Genomic DNA, 21,839 nt, shown 5'->3' on the forward strand with positions numbered 1-21,839 from the left:
CGGTTCCTAGACTGGGGGCATGCCCGAAGGAGATGCCGTCTACCGTACGGCCGCGCGACTCCGGGGCGCCCTCGACGGCCGGGTTCTCACCCGTTCGGACTTCCGCGTGCCCCGGCACGCCACGGCCGATCTCAGCGGCCGGACGGTCCTTGCGAGCCTGTCACGCGGCAAGCACCTGCTCACCCGCGTAGAGGGCGGCCTGACCGTGCACACGCACCTGCGGATGGACGGGAGCTGGCGGGTGCTGCCCGCGGGCCGTCGCACCGCCCCCGGCGACCAGGTGCGGCTGGTGCTGGCCAACGAACAGTGGCAGGCGGTAGGCGTGCGGCTGGGGGTGGTGGACCTGCTGAAGACCGCCGACGAGGACCGCGTCGTGGGACACCTGGGGCCCGACCTGCTCGGCGACGACTGGGATCCGGACGAGGCCGTGCGCCGCCTGCGTGAGGCGCCGGACCGGACGATCGGGGAGGCGCTGCTCGATCAGCGCAATCTCGCGGGCCTCGGCACCATCTATCGCGCCGAGACACTCTTCCTGCGCGGCCTCTGGCCATGGCGGAAGGTCGGCGACATCGAGGACCTGGACGGGCTCGTCAGGCTCGCCCAGCGGCTCCTGGCAGCGAACAAGACACACGCTGCCACAGTGACCACCGGCGACCGCCGTCCGGGCGGCCAGACGTGGGTGTACGGCAGGGCAGGCCGCCCCTGCCGCCGATGCGGAACGCGCATCAGTCGCGGGGAGATGGGAGCACAGCCACAGGAACGACTCGTCCTGTGGTGTGGTGACTGCCAACCGCGTTAGGCGGCCACCATGTCCTTGACTTCGGGGAACACGGAGTCGGAGATCGACCCGGGCACCGTCTCGGCAAGGGGGATGCGCTCGTGCTCCGGCGCGTCGGCCAGCACAGGAGTGGCCTGGAGCTCCGCCAGCGCGAACTGGTCGGACACCTCACGCAACACCTGCGACAACGGAACCCCGAGGGCGCCACAGATGGACGCCAGCAGCTCCGATGACGCCTCCTTCTGACCACGCTCAACCTCGGACAAGTAGCCGAGCGAGACACGCGCCAGCGTGGACACCTCACGAAGAGTGCGTCCCTGCCGCACCCTCAACCGCCTCAGCACGTCGCCGAGCAGCTGACGCAGCAGAATCATCTGTCGCTCCCTCCCCGGCGTGGATGGCTTCACCACGCCCCGCGCGGTCGGATCGTGCCGTCCAGTTTTCTTCTTCGGCTCGTACATGCTCCTCGCCGTCATCATCGGGCGTCTCCGCCCCTGCCCCGCCGCTTCATTACGCAATGGCTCACTTCGCGAAGACTCACTTCGCGAAAGCCCATTACGTGAAGGTTCGTCACGTGACTCGTTAGGCCCGCCTGCCGGGCGCTCGGTGCTTGCAGATGGCTCACGGACCTCACTCACAGCTCCACCGTACCCGTATCAACCGACACCGCGTCAGACCGTGCCTTGGATGTTCGCTCGGGACGTAACACGGTAATCACCCGGTATGTTCCCCATTGTTCCCCTTCAGCACACTTGCCAGTAGATCGATAGCCTCGTCCACCGTCTCTACCCTGATACGTTCGCGAGACCCCTCAAGCCTCAACCGTCTCTGCCAAATCTGGTTTCCTGGTCCGCTGACGGCCACATGCACGGTGCCGACGGGCTTTCCGTCCTGCGGCTCGGGACCGGCCACACCGGTCACCGCCAGGCCATATGTCGCCTCACACAGCCGCGCGACCCCCGCCGCCATCGCCGCCGCCACCTCCGGGTGCACGGCCCCTTCACGCCGCAGCAAATCCTCCGGCACGGCCAGCAATCGGTGCTTCAAATCAGTGGCGTAGGAGATGACCCCGCCCCTGAACGACTGGGAAGCCCCCGAGACCGAGGTGAACGTCGCCCCGATGAGCCCCCCGGTCAACGACTCGGCCACGGCGACCGTGGCGGCCTGCCGTACGAGCAAGGAGAGAACCTCAGCAGCCCCAACCATGATCACTCCCCGCGCGCCCGCCTGGCCACCTGCCGTAGCTTGATCGCGCGCACCACGTAGTCGACGCCCGTGGCCACCGTGACGACCAGGGCCGCGCCCATCACCACCCAGCGGACCGGGTCGAACTCACCGGGCAGGATGTAGAGAACGATGGCCGCGATCTGCAGCACGGTCTTGACCTTGCCGCCATAGCTGGCCGGGATGACCGCGTGCCTGAGCAGGACGAACCGCAGCGCGGTGATGCCCACCTCGCGGCCCACGATGGTGCCCGTCACCCACCACGGCAGCTCGCCGAGGATCGACAGGGACACCAGGGCCGCGCCGGTCAGCGCCTTGTCGGCGATCGGGTCGGCGATCTTCCCGAAGTCGGTGATCAGCCCGTAGCGCCTGGCCAGCTCACCGTCCAGATGGTCGGTGAGCGAGGCCACGCCGAACACCGCCAGCGCGCCCAGGCGCCAGCCCATGCCGGGCAGGAAGAGGCAGATGACGAAGAAGGGGACGAGCACCAACCGCAGGACCGTGAGGACGTTGGCGATGTTCCACGGGCTCACCACGCGGCGCTCGTCCTTGGTCATGGACCGGCCTTGATGCGCGCGATCAGGTCAACCCCCTCGGCGTCGACCACCACCGCACGCACGATCTGACCGCGGACCAGGCCGATGCCCTGGACCGTGACGGACCCGTCGACCTCGGGACCCTGGTGGGCGGCCCTGCCCTCATAGCCGCCGTCGCCCAGGTCGTCGTCGATGAGCACGTCCACCTCCGTGCCGATGCGCTCCTCCGCGCGCTGCGCGGTCAGCTCCTCCGCGAGCTCGGTCAGGACACGCACGCGCTCGTCGACGACGTCCTGGTCGAGCTTGTCCGCGAAGCCGGCCGCCTCGGTGCCGTCCTCGTCGGAGTAGCCGAACACGCCGATCACGTCGAGCCTGGCCTGCTCCAGGAACCCGACCAGCTCGCCGAACTCCTCCTCGGTCTCACCGGGGAAGCCGACGATGAAGTTGGAGCGCACGCCTGCCTCCGGCGCGCCCGCGCGGATGGTCTCCAGCAGCCCCAGGAAGCGCTCAGGGTCGCCGAAGCGGCGCATCCGGCGCAGGACGGTGCCGCTGGCGTGCTGGAAGGACAGGTCGAAGTAGGGGGCGATGCCCTCGGTGCCGGCCAGCACGTCGATCAGCCCCGGGCGCAGCTCGGCCGGCTGCAGGTAGCTGGCCCGCACCCGCTCGATGCCCTCGACGGCCGCCAGCCGCGGCAGCAGCTTCTCCAGCGCCCGCAGGTCGCCCAGGTCCTTGCCGTAGGACGTGGAGTTTTCACTGACGAGGACGAGCTCGCGCACGCCCCGGTGGCCCAGCCAGTCGGCCTCGGCCAGGAGCTCCTCGGGATCGCGCGAGACGTAGGCGCCACGGAAGGCCGGAATGGCGCAGAACGTACAGCGCCGGTCGCAGCCGGAGGCCAGCTTGAGCGAGGCCACCGGGCTCTCGTCGAGCCGTTTGCGCAGCACACGCGGCCCGCTGGCGGGTGCCAGCCCGTCGGGCAGGTCGCCGTGGCCGGGGATGGCGGTCTTGGGCGCGCTGGCACGATCCACCGGCGAGATGGGCAGCAGGGTGCGGCGGTCTCGCGGTGTGTGCGGCTTGAGCGGTCGGCCGGCGAGCACGTCGTCGAGGCGGCCACCGATCTCGGTGTAGTCGTCGAAGGAGATGACCGCGCTGGCCTCGGGCAGAGCGTCGGCGAGCTCGTTGCCGTAGCGCTCGGCCATGCAGCCCGCGGCGACCACCTTGGCGCCGGTGTCGGCCGCGGCCAGCAGCGTGTCGATGGAGTCCTTCTTCGCCGAGTCGATGAAGCCACACGTGTTGACGACGACGACATCGGGGTCGTCGTCGCCTAGCTGCCAGCCGGCAGCCTCAAGACGCGCGGCGAGCTCCTCGGAGTCGACCTCGTTGCGCGCGCAGCCCAGAGTGATCAGCGATGCGGTTCGGCGGGATGACATGGTGAACACTACGGTATCGGGAGTTGGCCACCACCGAGCGCACGGGCTACCTCGGTCTGGCTTCCGAAGGCACGAACGAGCGGGTCACCATCTCCCCGCGAGCCCCCGCACGACCCAGATCCTTGCCGTTGACCTGCAACGACACGGCGCCCGCGTCACCGATCACGAGATGGACGCCGGTCTCGGACTTCCAGGTCGAGCTCTTGCCCGCCGCCAACGTTCCCGAGAAGAGGTTGAGCCCCTTGCCGTCGCGGACGTTCAGGTAGGACGCGCGCTTGGCCTTCACCTTGACGACGACCATTTTGCTCTTTTGGTCCTTGGCCGTCTTCCCCTTGGCGTGCGACGCCTTGGGAGCGTGCTCGGCGATCGGGGCGTTCGGCGGCACGAGGCGCGAGTCGGCGGTGCGCACCTCGTCCGACGTCGCGCCGCCGAGCACCCTGACCGCCCCGAACACCATCACGATGGCCAGCGCGACGCCCAGCGCCATCGTCCAGTTGAGGCCGCGCCGCTCGTTGATCCTGATCTTGCGTTCGGCCTGGAAGACGGCGGCCGCCCGGATGGGCGTGGCCGTCCCGCTGTGTTCTTCGTCATAGAAGTGGACGGTGGCCACGGGATCGAGTCCGACCGCCTTGGCTACGGCCCGGACGTGTCCCCGCGCGTAGAAGTCGCCACCGCACTGCGAGAAGTCGTCACGCTCGATCGCGTAGATGATCGCCTCACGAATGCGGGTGGCCTCGCTCAGTTGCGTGACTGTCAGCCCGGCGGACCGCCGGGCCTCAGCAAGCATGGCCCCTGTGCTCTGTTCCGGCATGGCAAGCGCCTTCCGCCCCACGACGTTCTGTAATGATTCACATTCAATCAGTAGTCGTCGGGCGAACCTGCATTGGGGTCATTCGCCACGCAAGTCGGCGAGCAAACCGGGCAGCTCGTCGGGCTTCACGATCACTTCGCGAGCCTTCGAACCCTCGCTGGGGCCGACCACGTTGCGGCTCTCCAGCAGGTCCATGAGCCGGCCAGCCTTGGCGAAGCCGACGCGGAGCTTGCGCTGCAGCATCGAGGTCGAGCCGAACTGCGTCGTCACGATCAGCTCGGCCGCCTGGACGAGCAGGTCGAGGTCGTCACCGATGTCACCGTCGATCTCCCGCTTGGCCGGCGCCGCGGCGACGTCCTCGCGGTACTCGGCCTGCATCTGCGTCTTGCAGTGCGCGACGATCCCGGCGATCTCCTTCTCCGACACGAACGCGTTCTGGATGCGGATGGGCTTGCTGGCGCCCATCGGCAGGAACAGCGCGTCACCCTGGCCGATGAGCTTGTCGGCGCCGGGCTGGTCGAGGATGACCCGCGAGTCGGTGAGGCTCGACACCGCGAACGCCAGCCGCGAGGGCACATTCGCCTTGATCAGGCCGGTGACCACGTCGACGGACGGCCGCTGCGTGGCGATGACCAGGTGGATGCCGGCCGCGCGGGCGAGCTGCGTGATGCGCACGATGGAGTCCTCGACGTCACGCGGGGCGACCATCATCAGGTCGGCCAGCTCGTCGACGATCACCAGGAGGTACGGGTAGGGCTGGTAGACCCGCTCGCTGCCCGGCGGCGGCTGCAGCTTGCCGGCCCGTACGGCGTTGTTGAACTCGTCGACGTGCCGGAACCCGCTGGCGGCCAGGTCGTCGTAGCGGCGGTCCATCTCCCCCACCACCCATTCGAGGGCTTCGGCGGCCTTCTTCGGGTTGGTGATGATGGGCGTGATCAGGTGCGGGATGCCTTCGTAGACCGACAGTTCCACCCGCTTGGGGTCGACGAGCACCATGCGTACCTCGTCGGGCGTGGCGCGCATCAGGATGGAGGTGATCAGGCCGTTGACGCAGACCGACTTGCCGGCGCCGGTGGCGCCCGCGATGAGCAGGTGGGGCATCTTGGCGAGGTTCGCCACGATCGTGCGGCCCTCGACGTCCTTGCCCAGTCCCACGATCATCGGGTGGTGGTCGCTCTGGGCCACCTTGGAGTTCAGCACGTCACCCAGTGAGACCAGGTCCTTGTCCGCGTTCGGGATCTCCACCCCGATCGCCGACTTCCCCGGAATCGGCGACAAGATCCTGACATCTGCCGATTTAACGGCATAAGCGATGTTCTTGGTGAGCGCCGTGACCTTCTCCACCTTGACCGCGGGCCCCAGCTCGATCTCATAGCGGGTCACGGTCGGGCCGCGGGTGAACCCGATCACCTGCGCGTCGATGATGAACTGCTCAAGGACGCTGGTCAGCGCGTTGACGACGATGGTGTTGGCCTTGGTCTGCGGCTTGGGCGCGCTGCCCGGCTTGAGGAAGTGCAGATCAGGCAGGCTGTACGGCCCGGCCTGCGGGGACAGCACGAGCTGCTCGACCTTGCGGGGCGCGGGGGTGGGATCCGGTGGCTCGGGCTTCCTGACCGCCGCGGGCGGCTCCTCCTCGTCCACCAGCCCGGGCACGATCTCGGGCGAGTGGTCGGCGCGCTTGTCCTGCTCGGAGAGCACCGGCGTGTCGAACGGCTTGACCAGCTCGCCGTTCGCGTCCACCTCGCCCTTCTTGGGCCTGGGCCGCTTCCTGACGGGCGCCGCCGCCTGCTCGGCGGGCGCGTGCCGTTCGAACAGCAGGTGCTTGAGCTCGGACAGCCGCTCCGGGATGCGGTGGACGGGAGTGGCCGTGATGACCAGCACGCCGAAGCCCGACATGATCAGCAGCAGCGGGATCGTGATCCAGGCCGGCAGGATGCTCATCGGCGGCGCCGACACGATGAACCCGATGATGCCGCCCGCCTGCGACACCCGGTCCATGCCGTCGTTGGCGGTGCCCGCCGGGTAGGGCGTGTCGTTGGCCACGTGGATGACGCCGAGCACGCCGATGAGCAGCGCGCTCCACCCGATCACCATGCGCCCGGTGTCGGCGTTCTGGTCGGGGTGACGCAGGTAGCGCCAGGCGAGCAGGCCGAGCAGCAGCGGGATCGCCCACGCCAGCGACCCGAACACACTGTGTACGGTGACGTTGACCACACCGGAGACCGCGCTGTCGGCCCTGCGCCAGGTCATCGCCGCCATCACGATGGCGCCGGCGAGCACGGACAGACCCACCCCGTCGCGCCGGTGCGCGGGATCGAGGTCGCGCGCGTTCTTGCCGAGTGCCCGCGCCGTGCTGCCGATGCCGTTGGCGAGCAGCATCCAGAGTCCGACGATCAATTTGCCGATCATCGTGAAGACCCAGCTGATCGGGTCCGGGTGAGTCAAGGACGGCTTGCGAGCCGACGTGGCCCCCTTCGCCCTCGGCCGCCCGGTCGAGCTGGATCCGCGCTTGGCGGGGGTCGAGCGGGCGGAGGTCGACCGCTTCGCCGGCCCCTTCGATGCGCTTTTCGGCGTACGGGTGGCCATGATGCCAAAGGTACGACGGAGACACCGCGCAACGCACACAGGCTCGCCGAGGTGCGCGAAAGCTCCCCTACCCCAAGCCGGTCACAGCCGAACCGAGTCGAAGGCCGCCTGCATGTCGGCCACCAGGTCGACCAGATCCTGGACGGTGCCTCTCAAGCCCTCGTCGTCGGAGCAGGAGTCCGCCAGCGCGTCGAGCCGCGCCTCGACGGCGCCGAGGCGGTCGGCGAAGCCGGACAGCGCCTGCGCGTTCCTCGACAGCGCCGTGTCGTTCGGCAGGAGATCGCTCAGCAGGGCCGTCCGCTCCCGCAGCATCGCGTTCTTGCGGAACAGTTCGATGAAGACCGCGACCTTGGAGCGCACCACCCACGGATCGAACGGCTTGGTGATGTAGTCGACCGCCCCCACGGCATAGCCGCGGAAGGCGACGTCGGATCCCGGCTCGGCGCTGGTCAGGAAGATGATGGGCACGTCACGCGCCTGGTCGAACCGCTTGATGTGGGTCGCCGTCTCGAAGCCGTCCATGCCGGGCATGAGCACGTCCAGCAGCACCACGGCGAAGTCGTGACGGAGCATCAGCTTCATGGCCTCCTGCCCCGACCTGGCCTTGAACAGCTGCTGCTGGAGCGGGCGTAAGACCGCCTCCAGCGCGACGAGGCTCTCGTCTTTGTCGTCCACCAAAAGGATCTTTACCTGGCGATTCATCAGCGCCCTCCGGGGCCCAACAGCGCGACCATGGCGGCCTTCTTCGCAACTGGGGGTAATGGAGCCCCATAGTCTGCCACTCTGAGAGTGACCGAACTGCCACATCGAGTGATGTTCTAGGACGCACAGTGGACACGACCCGCGTGTCGAGCACAGCCTTCGACGGCACCCCCCAGGCCCCCGCGGCCGCACGACGCTTCGTACGCCAGGTGCTGGGCGAATGGCAACTGACCCACCTGGCCGAAGACGCCGTGCTGCTGACCAGCGAACTGGTCACCAATGCCGTGGTCCATGCGGGCACGGGGCTGGAGCTGACCTGCCGGCTGGACCCGAACGCCATCCCGACCAGGCTGGAGATCGAGGTCGACGACCACCACCCGGCCCGGATCGTGCCGGCCGCCGAGTCGCCGCCGCCCGACGGCATGGCCACCTCGGGGCGTGGCCTCGTGCTGGCGGGCATGCTCGCCGACGCCTGGGGCGTCACGTACACGGGCACCGCCAAGCGGGTCTGGGTCCGCATGGAGCTCGACAAGGCGTGCGGGCACGAGACCGCCTCCAGGATCCCCGCCCCGGCGCCCGCCGCGATCGCGACGTCCACGGAGAGCCTGCACGTCGCGGTCGTCGTGAGCGACCCCGAGGGCCGGATCGTCACCTGGAACGCCGAGGCCGAGGCGCTGCTCGGCTGGCCCGCCGCCGAGGTCACCGGCAGACCGCTGGCGGAGCTGGTCGCCTGGCGCAGGCACGGCCCGTGCGCGCTGTCCCTGTCGGACACGCTCGGCCTCGGCCGCTGGCGCGGCGAGTCCAGGATGCGGCACCTCGACGGCGGCCTGCTCCCGGTCTACATCTCCCACCTACGCACCGACGGCCGCGCACAGGACCGCCGGTCGATCTGGATGGTGGTGTCGAACGACCACCGGTATGTACTGGCCGCCCCGCCCGCCTCGTTCAAGCGAGAGCCGGGCGGGCGGATCAAGGACCTGCTCGACCGCGAGATGCCGCTCGACGAACTGCTCGACACGATCGCGCAGATCGTCCAGCTGTCCAGCGGGGGCGACGCCGCCTACGTCCTGGTGCGGGCCGAGGGCGGCAACCGGTTCGGCGTCGTGGCGGGCGCGGGGGCGACGGCGGGGCTGGTGGGCGTGGTGGCCGCCGGCGTGTTCAGCACGGAGCAGAAGGCCCCCGCGATGGTCGTCGACCTGCTGGCCGCCGACGTCGAGCTGGCCCAGCGGCTCCAGGCCCGGTCGCTGGCGTGCGCGCCGCTCATCGTGGCGGGCGAGGTGACGGGCTACCTCGTGGTGACGGCCGCCGAGCCCGGCCGGTTCGACCAGGCGCTCACCGCGAGCCTGCAGCACATCGCGGACCAGGTGGCGGCGACCGTGCAACGCGAGCGATCGGCCGAGCAGGACCGGGCCCATCGGGGCCGGCTGTCGTTCCTCGCGGAGGCAGGCGAGCTGCTCGCGGGCGTGCACGACGAGGAGCTGATCGCGGCTCTGACGGCCCAGCTGGTGGTGCCCAAGATCGCCACCTGGGCGGCGGTCTACCTGACCGACCTGGCGGGCATGACCAGGCTCGCGCACGTGTGGCACAGCGAGGAGCACCACAACGCCGACCTGCGCAAGGCCCTGCCCGTCATCCCGCGTTCGACGCTGGGCGAGGCGACCTGGCCGGTCGGGCCGGAGAGCGTGCTGTCGTTCCCGCTGATGACCCAGGGCCGCTCGCACGGCGCGCTGGTGATCGGGCGCATCGAGCCGACCTTGCCCCTGGAGCTGGCCGACCTGCTCGCCGACCTGTGCCGCCTGGTGGCGCTCAACCTCCACACGGCCATGCTCTACTCGCGGCAGGCGACCACGTCGCGGGTGCTGCAGCGCAGCCTGCTGCCCATGCGGACGGCGCCGATGCCGGGGCTGGAGTCGGCGGTCGTCTACGAGCCCGCGGAAGAGGGCGCGGACGTCGGCGGCGACTTCTACGACCTGTTCGCCGTCGGCGACCACTGGTGCTTCGCCCTCGGCGACGTGTGCGGCAGCGGCCCGGAGGCCGCGGCGGTGACCGGGCTGGCCCGCCACGCCGTACGGCTGCTGGCCAAGGAGCACTACACGGTGGCCGACATCCTCGACCGGCTCAACCGGACGCTGCTCGACGAGGGCGAGGACGGCCGCTTCCTCAGCCTGCTCTGCGGCCAGCTGACGCCGCTGCCCCAGGGCGGCGCGCTGTGCACGCTGGCCTCCGCGGGCCATCCCGTGCCCCTGCTGCTGCGCGCGAACGGCGAGGTGGTGCCCGTCGCCACCTCGCAGTTGCTGCTGGGCGTCGACGGCGGCGCGCGGTTCTACACCGAGTCGTTCGAGCTGCTGCCCGAGGAGTTGCTGCTGTGCGTCACCGACGGCGTCACCGAGCGGCGCGACGGCAACCGGCTGCTCGATGACGACGACGGGCTGACCGCGATCCTGTCGGGCTGCTCGGGGCTGAGCGCGCACGCCGTGGCCGAGCGGATCCGGCAGGCGGTCGAGTCGTTCGCCTCCGAGCCGTCACATGACGACGTGGCGCTGCTGGTACTCCGGGCCACGACCGCGCTGCGCGCGGGTCAGGTGGTGAACCGGTAGGCGGTGGTGGAGGTGCGGCTCTCGCCCGGCCTGAGCACGGTCGAGGGGAACTGCGGCTGGTTGGGCGAGTCGGGGAAGTGCTGCGTCTCCAGGCACAGACCCGCGTGCGGCCCGTACGGCGTGGCGACGCCGTCGAGCATGCCACCCGCGTAGAACTGGACGCCCGGCTCGGTGGTCGTGACCTCCATGGTCAGGCCACCGCCCGGCTCGGTCACCCGGATGCCGCCGTCGAGCACGTAGCAGTGGTCGTAGCCGCCGTCGAAGCGGTCGCCCACCGCGTGCGGCGTGGTGAAGTCGAACGCCGTGCCCTTGACCGGCGCCGGCTCGCCGGTGGGGATCTTGTGCTCGTCGACGGGCAGGTAGTGCTCGGCGTCGATCTGGATCACGTGCCCGAGCACGTCGCCGCCGCCCGCGAGGTTGAAGTAGGAGTGGTTGGTGAGGTTGACGACGGTCGGCGCGTCGGTCTCGGCTGTGTAGTCGAGGCGGATGGCGTCGTCTTCGAGCGTGTAGGTGACCGAGGCGGTCAGCGTGCCCGGGTAGCCCTGGTCGCCGTCGGGGCTGATCACCGTGAGCGTCACGGAGGAGCCGGTGGCCTCGGAGATCGTCCACACCTTGCGGTCGAAGCCGTGGTCACCGCCGTGCAGGCTGTTGGGCTCATTGTTGAGCGGCAGGCGGTGCTCGACTCCGTCGAGGGTGAAGCGGCCGCCGGCGATGCGGTTGCCGTACCTGCCGACGACGGCGCCGAAGTAGCGGCTGCGGGTCAGGTAATCCTCCAGCGTGGTCAGCCCGAGCACCACATTGACGCCCGACACCTCCAGCGACTGCAGGATGGCGCCGTAACTGAGCACGCTCGCGCGCAGCCGTCCCGAGGACAGCTCGACACGCTCGACCTGTTCACCAGACGGCAGCGTTCCGAAGATCATCTGTGTGCCTTTCCCGTGGACTCGCGGACGATCAGGGCGGTCTCCAGCATCGTGGCGGCGGCGGTGGCCGCCGAGTCGACCGACTGGAGCAGCAGGTCGACGGCGATCCGGCCGGCGGCGGCGGTGGGCATGGCGATCGTCGTCAGCTTCGGGCGGCTCAGCCGGCCCGGCACGATGTCATCCACACCTATCACGCTGACGTCGCCGGGGACGTTCTTCCCCCGCTCGGCGAGTCCCTCGATGAGGCCGATGGCGACCAGGTCGTTGTAGGCCAGCACGCCCGTCGCGCCGGAGGCGACGACGTCGGTGGCCGCCGCCAGGCCGCCCAGCTCCGTGGGCGGGTTGGGGCCGAGGAAGACGACGTCCACGTCGCTCATCGTGGCCGCCGCCTCCTGCATTTCCTTACTGGTCCACGACCCGCTGGGCCCGGTGACCAGCGCGATGCGGCGATGCCCGAGCGCGGTGAGGTGCTCGACGGCCAGCCTGGCGCCGCGGCCCACGTCCATGAGCACGGTCGGCAGGCCCTTGGCCCGGCGGTTCACCACGACGAAGGGCACCTCCTCGCGCAGGCGCTCTATCGTCCGGTTCGTCAGGCGCGGGCTGCACAGCAGCACGCCGTCGACCTGCTTGGTGAGGGTCTGGATCAGATCCTCCTCCACCTGCGGGTCCTCGTCGGTGTCGGCCACGAACACGTGGTAGTCGCGGAGCCTGGCCTGCGCCTGGGCCGCCTTGATCAGCGGCGGGAAGAAGGGGTTGGCGATGTCGGCCACGATGAGGCCGATGTTGTGGGTGCGGCCCGTGGTCAGCGCCCGCGCGGCGCGGTTGGGCCGGTAGCCGAGATCCTCGGCGATGGCGAGCACGCGGGTGCGTGTCTCAGGATTGACCAGGTGGGGCGCGGAGAACGCCCGGGACACCGTGGACACATGCACGCCCGACGCCTCAGCCACGTCACGAATCGTCACCGCCACGCTTGGCCTCCTCCGACCGTGCTTAGTACTTTAGTGCAATCGTTTGTATCGCTGTCAATCAACCATCGTCGCCGGATTTTTCCGCTAAATCCCCACCATATCTCTTCATATGGGCAGACCGCCTGGCCGGAAGAGGACCGGCCGCTTGACGTTCTCCCGGCCTCGCCTCGATACTTTCTGCAACCGGTTGCCGTATCCAACGCAGGAGTGGTGAACGACCGATGACACGAACACTGGTGACCGGCAGCGCCGGTCGGCTAGGGCGCAGCGTGGTCGTCTCCTTGGCCCAGGCCGGTCATGAGGTGATCGGCGTCGACGCCGTCCCGGGCACTCCCGCCGAGGCAGCGGTCACCCTGCCCGCCGACCTGACGAACCTGGGTGAGGCGTATGACGTCATGGCCCGCTTCCGGCCCGACGCGGTGATCCACCTGGCCGCGATCGCGACCCCGTTCAGCCGTACCGACGGCGTGACCTTCCGTACCAACACCCAGCTCGCCTTCAACGTGTGCCAGGCCGCGAGCAGCACCGGCGTCGGCAAGGTGGTGGTGGCCAGCAGCCCGACCGTCATCGGCTACGGCTCGCCCGGCGGCTGGGCGCCCAGCTACCTGCCCATCGACGAAGAACACCCCGTCGCGCCGTGGAACGCCTACAACCTGTCCAAGCTCGTGGCCGAGCAGACGATGGCGGCGTTCGCGCGCGGCGGCTCGAAGACGCGGTTCGCGGCGGTGCGGCCGTGCTTCGTGGTGGCCCCCGAGGACTGGGCGGGCGCTCCGACCCAGTCGGGCCACACGATCGTCGAACGGCTGGACCGGCCGGACATCGCCGGGGTCTCGCTGTTCAACTACCTCGACGCCCGGGACGCCTCCGACCTGATCGCCGTGCTCCTCGAACGCCTGCCCGACCTGCCCAACGGCGAGGTGTTCTTCGCGGGGGCGGCCGACGCGCTGGCCCGCGAGCCACTGGCGGAGGTGCTCCCCGCCGTCATGCCCTCGACCGCCGCCGCGGCCGCGAACCTGACCGGGACCTCTCCCGCCTTCACCTCCGCCAAAGCCGGCCGGATGCTGGGCTGGACCCCCAAGCGTTCCTGGCATACCGAACTGGAGACCGGATGAACCTCAGCGGAGTCCTCTTCTTCCCCGTCACCCCCTTCGACCCCGCCCATGGGCTGGCCGAGGAGGTGCTGGCCGAGCACATCAGGCGCGGGCTCGAACACCGGCCCGGCGCGGTGTTCGCGGCCTGCGGCACGGGTGAGTTCCCCGCGCTGTCGGAGTCGGAGCACGCCGCGGCCGTCCGGGTGGCCGTCGAGACCACGGCCGGCCAGGTGCCGGTGTTCGCTGGCGCCGGCGGCCCGCTCGGATCGGCGCTCAGCCAGGCCCGCGCGGCCCGCGACGCGGGCGCCGACGGCCTCCTGCTCATGCCCCCTTACCTGGCCACGGGTACCGTCGAGGGCTTCGCCGCCTACGTACGCGCTGTCGCGGCGATCCTGCCGGTCATCATCTACCAGCGCGGCACGGTGGCGCCGACCCCCGAGCAGGTCGTGGCGCTGGCCAGGATCCCGGGCGTGATCGGCCTGAAGGACGGCCTGGGCGACATCGACCTCATCCAGCGCACCGTACTGGCCGTGCGCAGGGAGATCGGCGACGACTTCCGGTTCTTCAACGGGCTGCCGACGGCCGAGCTGACGATGGGCGCCTACCGCGGGATCGGCGTGGAGCTCTACTCCTCCGCCGTCTTCGCCTTCGCGCCGGAGATCGCCACCGCGTTCATGAACGGCGCCGACCACCTGCTCACCGAGTTCTACGAACCGCTCGTACGGCTCCGCTCCAAGGTCCCCGGCTACGCCGTCTCCCTGGTCAAGGCCGGGGTACGCCTCGGCGGCCTGGACGCGGGCTCGGTGCGACCGCCGCTGGTCGACGCCTCGCCCGAGCACGTGGCCGAGCTGAAGGCCCTGATCGAACACGGACGGTCGCTGGCGGGCAGCTCATGATCCAGGACCTGAAAGTGAGCGCTCACACGGCCCCACTGCCCAGGCCGTGGGGGCCCGACGTGCCCGCCAACCACGTCATGGTCGTGGAGATCACGCTGGCCGACGGCCGGACGGGCACCGGGTTCTCCTGGACGCCGCAGATCGGCGCGCGGGCCGTACAGGCGCTGCTGGAGCACGACATCCGCGAAGCCGTCATCGGCCTGGACCCGCACCCCGAAGTCGTGTGGGACCGGCTCTGGCGGCACCTGCGCGAGGCGGGGCCCGGCGGGATCACCACGGTCGCGCTGGCCGGAGTGGACCTGGCGCTGTGGGATCTGCGCTGCGGCGAGCGCGGCCTGGCCGACGTGCTGGGGCGGCGCAGGGACACGGTGCCGGTCTACGGCAGCGGCGTGAACCTGCACTACTCGCTGGAGGAGCTGGTCGCCCAGGCCGGGCGGTGGAAGGCCGCGGGCTATCCCGGGGTCAAGATGAAGGTGGGCCGGCCCGACCTCGCCGAGGACGTCGAGCGGGTGGCCGCGGTCCGCGAGGTCGTCGGCCCCGGCACGCTGCTGATGATCGACGCCAACCAGCGCTGGGACCTGCATCGGGCCCGCCGCGCGGTCGAGGCGCTGGCCCCGTACGACCTGCACTGGCTGGAGGAGCCGCTACCCGCCGACGACGTCGCGGCGCACGTGGAGCTGAGGCGGTCCATGGACGTGCCCATCGCGGTCGGCGAGAACGTCTACACCGTCTACGGCTTCCGTGACCTGCTGACCGCCGGGGCCTGCGACATCGTGCAGCCCAACGTGGTCAGGGTGGGCGGCATCACCCCGTTCCTGCGCATCACCGAGCTGGCACGGGCCTTCGACGTGCCGGTCTATCCGCACCTGCTGCCCGACCTGTCGGCGCAGCTCGCGCTGGCCCTGCCGCTGCCGTGCATGGCCGAGGAGGTCGAGGACGCCTCCTTCGCCGCGCTGGGGCTGCTGGCCGAGCCGTACCCCGTCCATGTGAGTGACGCGAAAGTACGCGTCGGTGAGCACCGGGGGCTCGGCCTCCACTGGAGATGATCATGCGAGTCGTACTCGCCGGAGCGCACGGATTCGGCGCCCACTATCTGAACCGGCTGCGGCGCCTCGCCGGCCAGGTCGAGCTGGCCGGCATCTGCGACGTGCGGCCGGTCTCCCCCGAAGACCTCGACGGGCTCGGCACGCCGGAGTTCTCCACCGACCTGCCCGAGCTGATCAAGCGGACCGGGGCGCGGATCGCGATCCTGGCCACCCCGATCCCGACGCACGCGGACCTGGCGCTGGCGGCGCTGGCGGCGGGCGCGCACGTGCTGGTGGAGAAGCCGACGGCGGCCACGCTCGCCGACTTCGAGCGGATGGAGCGGGCCGCCGCCGAGGCCGGTCTCGCCTGCCAGGTGGGCTTCCAGAGCCTCGCGTCAGCGGCCCTGCCGGAGGTGCGCCGGCTGATCGCCGAGGACACGATCGGGCGCGTGACCGGCATCGGAGTGGCGGGGGCGTGGCCGCGGCCCGCCTCCTACTTCACCCGCAGCTCCTGGTCGGGGCGGCGCCGGCTCGACGGCGTGGACATCGTGGACGGCGCGCTCACCAATCCGTTCGCGCACGCCGTCGCCACCGCCCTCGCCGTGGTGGGCGCCGAGGAACGCGGCGCGGTCACCTCGGTCGAGGCGGAGCTGTTCCACGCCAACGCCATCGAGTCCGACGACACCTCGGCCATCCGGATCCACCTGGCGGACGGGCCGCCGATCGTGGCCGCCGTGACGCTCTGCGCCACCGGCCGCGACGAGCCGTACGTGGTCGTCCACGGCGAACGCGGCAAGATCACGTTCACGTACACGGTGGACGAGGTCCGCGTCGGCGACGGCCCCACGCACCGCTTCCCCCGCGCCGACCTGCTGGAGAACCTCGTCGAGCACGTACGCTCCGGAGCCCCGCTGATCGTGCCGATCCACCGGACCGGCGCGTTCATGGAGGTCCTGGAGGCCATCAGGGTCGCGCCCGACCCGCTGCCGATCGCCGAGGACCACCAGGACCTTTCGGGCGAAGGCCCGGCGCTGCCCGGCATCGCCCACTTGGTCGAGACCTGCGCGGACCGGCTGGAGCTCTTCTCCGAGCTGGGCGTGAGCTGGGCCGTGCCGCTCATGGTGGCGGACCGGGTGGTGGCCGAGTACGTCACGCGGCCCGACCTGCCGATCACCGCGGCTCCGCGGCCCTACCTCCACCCGGTGCGCACGCTGGGCGGCACGGTGGTGACCGAGGTACAACCCGCGGACCATCCGCACCACCTCGGCGCCGGGGTGGCCGTCACGGACGTCGGCGGGCGCAACTTCTGGGGCGGGCGCACGTTCGTCAGGGACCAGGGGCCGCGGTGGCTGGACGACCACGGGACACAGCGGCATGTGTCCTTCACCGGGCGCGACTCCTCGGGCTTCGCCGAGACGCTGCTGTGGCAGCGGCCCGGCGAGGAGCCGGTGGTGCGTGAGGAGCGGTCCGTGCGGGCCGTCCCGCTGTCGCGGGGCTGGGCGCTGGACTTCGGCTTCACGCTGCGCAACCTCACGGGCGCGCCGCTGACGATCCAGAGCTCGGCCACCAAGGGCCGGGCCGGGGCGGGCTACGGCGGGTTCTTCTGGCGGGCGCCGGCGGCCTCGCGGGGGTTGCGGGTGTTCACCGATGCGGCCGAGGGTGAGGAGCTGGTCCACGGCTCCCGGGCGCCGTGGCTGGCGCTGGCGGGCGAGGACTGGACGCTGGTGTTCGCCCGGGCGGGGGACGATCCGTGGTTCGTCCGGGTGGCGGAATATCCCGGTGTGGGCACCGCGCTGGCCTGGGACACGCCGCTGGTCTTCGAGGACGAGCTGATCCGGCACGTGTCCGTGGTGGTGGCCGACGGCCGCCTGTCCGCCTCCGAGGCGGCCGAGCTGGCGCTGGAGGCGGACGGCTAGCCGCTAGCGCTTGAGGTGGGTGGCCAGCCAGGTGAAGGCGTGCTCCTGCATGGGGACGTCGAAGGCGTGCGGGGCGTCGAAGAAGGCGCCCTCGTAGCCGCCGTGCGGGTGGTGGCGCGCGATGGCCTCGTGCGCCGCGCGCATGCCGGCCGGCGGGAACAGCTGGTCCCGCTCGCCGTACAGGACCAGGAGCGGTTCGGGTGCGCGGGCGGCGACCAGCGCCGGCCAGTCGCAGACGCGCGACAGGCCGGGCGGGAAGAACATCCAGGTGTGCCCGGAGACGTAGCCGTCCAGGAGTTCGCGGTAGCCGGAGACCATCGCGGCGACGGCGACCGCGGCGACGCCGGGGTCGAAGGCGCCGAGCAGCGCGGCGCGCAGCCCGCCCCCTGACAACCCCACGCATCCGACCTGTCCGATATCGGGACGAGAACGCAGGTAGGCCGCGGCGGCGAGGTCCTCGCCCGCCACCACGCCGGCCAGCGACGTGCCGAGCAGCGTGCAGTACTTCTCCAGGACGTGCTCGTGGTGCCCGGCCGCGACGTCATAGCGGTCCGCCTCGGACATGCCGGGGTCGTCCGCCTCGGCGAGCACCCGCTCGGGCATGTCCGCCCGGTCGAACCGGCGGCTGCCCCAGCCGATCACGTCAGGGACGAGCACGGCGAAGCCGCGCCTGGCGAGCTCGCCCGCGTAGGCGCGGCCGCCGTAGATCTGCTCGCGCAGCCGCCGCACCTCGGGCGTGGGCGGCTCGGGACCGTCCGCGATCTTCTCCTTGCCCGCCCACTTCATGCCCGCGTGGCAGTGCAGCGCGAGCACGCCGGGCAGCCTTCCCTCCGCCTCGCGAGGCTTGAGCAGGTAGGCATGGGTACGCGGGCCGAAGCCCACCGACCAGGAGAGCTCCTCGCCGCTGAGGTCCCGCGTCGTCCACGAGCGCTCGACCCGGACCTCTCGTACCGCCAGGTCGAGCGTCCCGATCGCCTCGCGGGCGGCCTTCCTGAGCGCGGGGCCCGGCGCGGCGTCGGGAAACAGTCCGCGCCGGCCCTCGGCGAGCTCTACCAGCCCGGAGAACGCCCCGAGATGGCGCAGCTCACGCACCGGTCAACCCCCGCTCAGGCGCCGACGAGGCGGGTGCCGTCGGCGGCGAGGCGGACGGGGGTGCCCGTGGCGGCCGAGCGGGTGGCGGCCACGCCGACCAGCACGCTGCGCAGGCCGTCGCGGTACCCGGCAGGACGGCCCAGCGGGTCGTCGCCGGGGCCGCGGAAGACGTCGTTCAGCAGCAGCCGGTCGCCGCCGCCGTGGCCGCCCTCTCCCTGTTCGATCGGGATCTCCTCGCGCTCCTGCCAGTGCCGGTGCAGGATGAGCTTCTCCCCGGCGCCGGCCATGTGCTCCTTGCCCGCGGCGCTGGGGTCGATCGCGGCGTGCTCCGGGGTCCAGGGCCGCTCGACGACGTCCAGCTCGATCCGGCCCTCCGTGCCGTTGAACACCACGCGGTAGCCCTCGTACGGAGCGTGCGCGGTGAGGGAGTAGGTGAGCATGGCCCGGTTCGCGTAGCGGACGAGGACCGACATGTTGTCGTCGATCGTCACGCCCGGCCCGAAGACGTCCTGGTCGCGGATGTAGCCGTCCTCGTGCTCGGCGTCCAGGTAGAGGCGCTTGAGCCGCTCGTCGGTGGAGATGTCCAGGATGAACGGGTCGGTGCCCAGGCCCGGCGCGCCCTGGCCGCGGGACGGGCGCGGGCCCCGGGGCAGGGCCTGGCCGTAGAAGCGCAGGTCGGTCTGGGCGAAGACGAGTTCGGGCGCCGCCGCGAGCCACCAGTTGACCAGGTCGAAGTGGTGGGTGGACTTGTGGACGAGCAGGCCGCCCGAGTTGACCTTGTCGCGGTGCCAGCGGCGGAAGTAGTCGGCGCCGTGGATGGTGTCGAGCGCCCAGTCGAAGTGGACCGAGGTGATGTCGCCGATCGCGCCTTCGCTGATGAGCTTCTTGACCGCCGAGTTGCGCGGCGAGTAGCGGTAGTTGAAGGTCACCACCAGTTTGCCCGGGTTGCGCTCTGCGGCGGCGGCGATGGCCTCGCACCCTGCGGCGTCGATGGTGAGGGGCTTCTCCACGATGACGTCGAGCCCCGCGTCGAGGGCGGCGACGACGTAGCGGGCGTGCGTCGCGTCCACCGTGGTGACCACGACGGCGTCGGCCAGCTCCAGCAGCTTGCCGAACTCGTCGGGGCCGAAGCACGGCACCTGGTGGCCGATCCGCTCGACGTAGTAGTCCATGCGCGTCTGGTTGACGTCACAGAGGCCGGCGATCGTACCGGTGTCTCGCCAGTCGCCCAGCAGGGCGTCGACGTACATCTGCGCGCGATGGCCGAGGCCGACGAAGGCGTACCTGGTGCTCAACTTCTCTCCCCGAGTCGTGGAGTGGCGGCTGGGGGCTGTCAGGCCCCCAGCCTGGATCAGGCCTCAGCCGGCGATGGCGGCGTTGGCCTCGGTCAGGAACTTCTGCGCGCCGGCGTCCGGCGTCGTCTTGCCGAAGAGGACCTCCTCGCTGCTGCGCTTGAGGATGTCCTCCATCTGGAGCGCGCCCTTCGGCGGGGCGCTGATCGGGCTCAACTCGCTCTTGACGTCACCGATGAAGGTCAGCGTCTTCTGGTCGACCGGCGGCAGCTTGCCCTTGACGGCGGCGAGCACCTTGGTGTTGGTCGGCAGGCCGCGGTCGCTCAGCAGGATCGAGGCCGCGTCCGGGTCGTTGACCATGAAGTCGATGAACTTGCCGGCTTCCGTGGCGTGCTCGGACTTGGCGGAGGTCGTGTAGAACATCGCGGGCTGCAGGAACATGCCGCCGGTGGTCGCGCCCTGCGCCTTGGGCATCCGCAGCAGGGTCATCTCCTGGCCCGACGCCTTGGACAGGGCGTTGAGCTGGTTGCTCCACCACATGCCCATCGCGCCCGCGTTGGTGGCCAGCAGCGACTGCTCAGGCCCCAAGGAGATCAGCTCGGCGCTCTTCGCCGCGTCCCTGGCCCCCTTCGTCTGGATGAGCTGCTGGTGGATGGCCCACCACGCCTTCAGCGTGTCGGCAGTGATCCCGATCTTGTTGCCGTCGTAGAACTTCTCGCCACGCTGGGCCGCGAAGATCTGCAGCCAGGCGGGGTTGTAGTTGTACTCGGCTCCGACTAGGCCGCCGCCGGCCACGGTGACCTGCTTGGCCATGTTCACCCAGTCGTCCCAGGTCCAGGACTTGTCGTCGGGCACCTTCTGCTTGGCCTTCTCCAGCGCCGCCGAGTTGACGAGCATCGAGAAGGTGTTGACGCCGGTCGGGATGGCGTACTGCTTGCCGTCGATCTGGCCACTGGTGAGCACCTGCTGGTCGAGGTCGGCCGTGGGCACCTTGCCCGACAGGTCGGCCAGGGCACTGCGGCCCGCGTACTCGCTCAGGCCGCGGATCTCGATGCTGATCACGTCGGGCGCGTCGTTGGCGGCCACCTTGGTGGCGAGCTTCTCGTAGTAGCTCTCCCAGTTGGAGAAGTCGCCTTCGACGTCGATGGTCGGGTTCTTCTCCTCGAACTTCTTGATCACCTGCTCGGTGAGCTTCTGCCGGGAGTCGCTGCCCCAGTAGGAGAAGCGGAGATGAACCTTGTCGTCGCCCGCCTTGCCGCCGCCACAGCCGGCCGCGGCCGTCATCACGGTTGCCGAGAGCAAGGCGACCGTCCACATCTTCCTAGGCTTCACAGCTCTACCTCCTGGTCAAGAGTTGCGGGGGGTGTTATTTCAGGCCTGTGGTCGCTACACCACGGATCAGGTACTTCTGACCGGCTAGAAAAAAGCCGAAGATCGGCCCCAGTGACACGATCGACATCGCGAACATGGGGCCCCACGACGACTCGCCACTGGAGTCTAGGAAGGAGCGGAGGGCTACTGCCACCGTTAGATTGTCGGAATTTGTCAGGTAAAGGTTCTGACTGAAGAAGTCATTCCATGTCCAGATAAAAGTGAAGATGCCGGTCGTGGCGAGGGCCGGGGTGCAGAGCGGAAGGATCACCTGCAGGAAGATCCGCCAGTAGCCCGCGCCGTCGATGGAGGCGGCCTCGTCCAGCTCCCTGGGCAGGGTGCGGATGAACTGCACCATGAGGAAGATGAAGAACGCGTCCGTGGCCAGGAACTTCGGCACGATCAGCGGCCAGATCGTGTTGATCCAGTCGAGCTTGGAGAACACGATGTACTGCGGCACGACCGTCACGTGGTAGGGCAGCATGATCGAGCCGAGCATGAGCGCGAACCACAGCTTCTTCAACGGGAAGTTCAGCCGGGCGAAGGCGTAGGCGGCCAGCGAGCAGGCCACCAGGTTCGCCACCACGGTCAGGCCCGTCAGGAC

The 21,839-nt window shown here is 70.2% G+C and carries 19 protein-coding genes; 6 read left to right on the forward strand and 13 right to left on the reverse strand.

What is annotated here, in order from left to right; translation table 11 throughout:
• The first annotated feature begins 19 nt into the window (after positions 1 to 19).
• Positions 20 to 799 (forward strand): DNA-formamidopyrimidine glycosylase family protein, encoded by a 780-nt coding sequence (locus KLK06_RS27625; protein ID WP_214638528.1) that lies wholly within the window; start codon positions 20 to 22, stop codon positions 797 to 799.
• Here KLK06_RS27625 and KLK06_RS27630 read toward each other — a convergent pair.
• The 7 genes from KLK06_RS27630 to KLK06_RS27660 form a co-directional block, all read right to left on the reverse strand.
• Positions 796 to 1,152 carry a helix-turn-helix domain-containing protein gene (locus KLK06_RS27630; RefSeq protein ID WP_214638529.1) on the reverse strand — a complete coding sequence of 119 codons (357 nt, stop codon included), beginning with the start codon at positions 1,150 to 1,152 and terminating at the stop codon, positions 796 to 798. The genes KLK06_RS27625 and KLK06_RS27630 overlap by 4 nt on opposite strands.
• 340 nt (positions 1,153 to 1,492) lie before the next feature.
• Positions 1,493 to 1,984 (reverse strand): CinA family protein, encoded by a 492-nt coding sequence (locus KLK06_RS27635; protein ID WP_214638530.1) that lies wholly within the window; start codon positions 1,982 to 1,984, stop codon positions 1,493 to 1,495.
• Positions 1,985 to 1,986: 2 nt separating this feature from the next.
• On the reverse strand, positions 1,987 to 2,559 hold the full coding sequence (pgsA, locus tag KLK06_RS27640; RefSeq protein WP_214638531.1) for a CDP-diacylglycerol--glycerol-3-phosphate 3-phosphatidyltransferase: 573 nt from the start codon (positions 2,557 to 2,559) through the stop codon (positions 1,987 to 1,989).
• Positions 2,556 to 3,965, reverse strand: a complete 1,410-nt coding sequence (rimO, locus tag KLK06_RS27645; RefSeq protein ID WP_214638532.1) for a 30S ribosomal protein S12 methylthiotransferase RimO — start codon at positions 3,963 to 3,965, stop codon at positions 2,556 to 2,558. Before rimO ends, pgsA begins: the two co-directional genes overlap by 4 nt.
• Positions 3,966 to 4,011: 46 nt before the next feature.
• Complete coding sequence (locus KLK06_RS27650) at positions 4,012 to 4,776, reverse strand: helix-turn-helix domain-containing protein (protein WP_214638533.1); 765 nt, start codon at positions 4,774 to 4,776, stop codon at positions 4,012 to 4,014.
• A 78-nt stretch (positions 4,777 to 4,854) separates the two neighbouring features.
• Positions 4,855 to 7,362 (reverse strand): DNA translocase FtsK, encoded by a 2,508-nt coding sequence (locus tag KLK06_RS27655; protein ID WP_214638534.1) that lies wholly within the window; start codon positions 7,360 to 7,362, stop codon positions 4,855 to 4,857.
• A gap of 81 nt (positions 7,363 to 7,443) precedes the next feature.
• Positions 7,444 to 8,037: a response regulator gene (locus KLK06_RS27660; protein ID WP_308168467.1), complete on the reverse strand. Its 594-nt coding sequence runs from the start codon at positions 8,035 to 8,037 to the stop codon at positions 7,444 to 7,446.
• Between the two features lie 155 nt (positions 8,038 to 8,192).
• Here KLK06_RS27660 and KLK06_RS62500 point away from each other — a divergent pair, with 155 nt between their 5' ends.
• On the forward strand, positions 8,193 to 10,661 hold the full coding sequence (locus KLK06_RS62500; RefSeq protein WP_214638536.1) for a SpoIIE family protein phosphatase: 2,469 nt from the start codon (positions 8,193 to 8,195) through the stop codon (positions 10,659 to 10,661).
• Here the strand turns inward: KLK06_RS62500 and KLK06_RS27670 are convergent.
• Together KLK06_RS27670 and KLK06_RS27675 are read right to left on the reverse strand one after the other, a co-directional pair.
• Entirely contained in the window at positions 10,643 to 11,584 is a 942-nt protein-coding gene (locus KLK06_RS27670) for an aldose epimerase family protein (protein ID WP_214638537.1), read from the reverse strand. The two genes, KLK06_RS62500 and KLK06_RS27670, sit on opposite strands and share 19 nt — an antisense overlap.
• Positions 11,581 to 12,552 carry a LacI family DNA-binding transcriptional regulator gene (locus KLK06_RS27675; protein ID WP_214638538.1) on the reverse strand — a complete coding sequence of 324 codons (972 nt, stop codon included), beginning with the start codon at positions 12,550 to 12,552 and terminating at the stop codon, positions 11,581 to 11,583. The genes KLK06_RS27670 and KLK06_RS27675 overlap by 4 nt, the downstream gene beginning before the upstream one ends.
• Positions 12,553 to 12,773: 221 nt before the next feature.
• Between KLK06_RS27675 and KLK06_RS27680 the strand changes: the two genes are divergently transcribed.
• From KLK06_RS27680 to KLK06_RS27695, 4 genes are read left to right on the forward strand one after another with little or no spacing between them, the layout of a single operon-like run.
• Positions 12,774 to 13,664: an NAD(P)-dependent oxidoreductase gene (locus KLK06_RS27680; RefSeq protein ID WP_214638539.1), complete on the forward strand. Its 891-nt coding sequence runs from the start codon at positions 12,774 to 12,776 to the stop codon at positions 13,662 to 13,664.
• Complete coding sequence (locus KLK06_RS27685) at positions 13,661 to 14,539, forward strand: 5-dehydro-4-deoxyglucarate dehydratase (RefSeq protein WP_214638540.1); 879 nt, start codon at positions 13,661 to 13,663, stop codon at positions 14,537 to 14,539. The genes KLK06_RS27680 and KLK06_RS27685 overlap by 4 nt, the downstream gene beginning before the upstream one ends.
• On the forward strand, positions 14,536 to 15,585 hold the full coding sequence (locus tag KLK06_RS27690; RefSeq protein WP_214638541.1) for a mandelate racemase/muconate lactonizing enzyme family protein: 1,050 nt from the start codon (positions 14,536 to 14,538) through the stop codon (positions 15,583 to 15,585). The genes KLK06_RS27685 and KLK06_RS27690 overlap by 4 nt, the downstream gene beginning before the upstream one ends.
• Positions 15,586 to 15,587: 2 nt before the next feature.
• On the forward strand, positions 15,588 to 17,480 hold the full coding sequence (locus tag KLK06_RS27695; protein WP_250906057.1) for a DUF6807 family protein: 1,893 nt from the start codon (positions 15,588 to 15,590) through the stop codon (positions 17,478 to 17,480).
• 3 nt (positions 17,481 to 17,483) lie between these two features.
• On the opposite strand, the gene KLK06_RS27700 is transcribed toward KLK06_RS27695, so the two are convergent.
• The 4 genes from KLK06_RS27700 to KLK06_RS27715 all read right to left on the reverse strand — a co-directional run.
• Positions 17,484 to 18,572 carry a dienelactone hydrolase family protein gene (locus KLK06_RS27700; protein WP_214638543.1) on the reverse strand — a complete coding sequence of 363 codons (1,089 nt, stop codon included), beginning with the start codon at positions 18,570 to 18,572 and terminating at the stop codon, positions 17,484 to 17,486.
• Between the two features lie 14 nt (positions 18,573 to 18,586).
• Positions 18,587 to 19,867, reverse strand: a complete 1,281-nt coding sequence (locus KLK06_RS27705) for a Gfo/Idh/MocA family protein (protein ID WP_284735126.1) — start codon at positions 19,865 to 19,867, stop codon at positions 18,587 to 18,589.
• A 63-nt stretch (positions 19,868 to 19,930) separates the two neighbouring features.
• On the reverse strand, positions 19,931 to 21,196 hold the full coding sequence (locus tag KLK06_RS27710) for an ABC transporter substrate-binding protein (RefSeq protein WP_214638544.1): 1,266 nt from the start codon (positions 21,194 to 21,196) through the stop codon (positions 19,931 to 19,933).
• 34 nt (positions 21,197 to 21,230) lie between these two features.
• The coding region (locus KLK06_RS27715; protein ID WP_214638545.1) for a carbohydrate ABC transporter permease at positions 21,231 to 21,839 on the reverse strand (609 nt) is incomplete at its 5' end.

It is taken from the genome of Nonomuraea sp. NEAU-A123, assembly GCF_018603905.1.
Taxonomy (GTDB): domain Bacteria; phylum Actinomycetota; class Actinomycetes; order Streptosporangiales; family Streptosporangiaceae; genus Nonomuraea.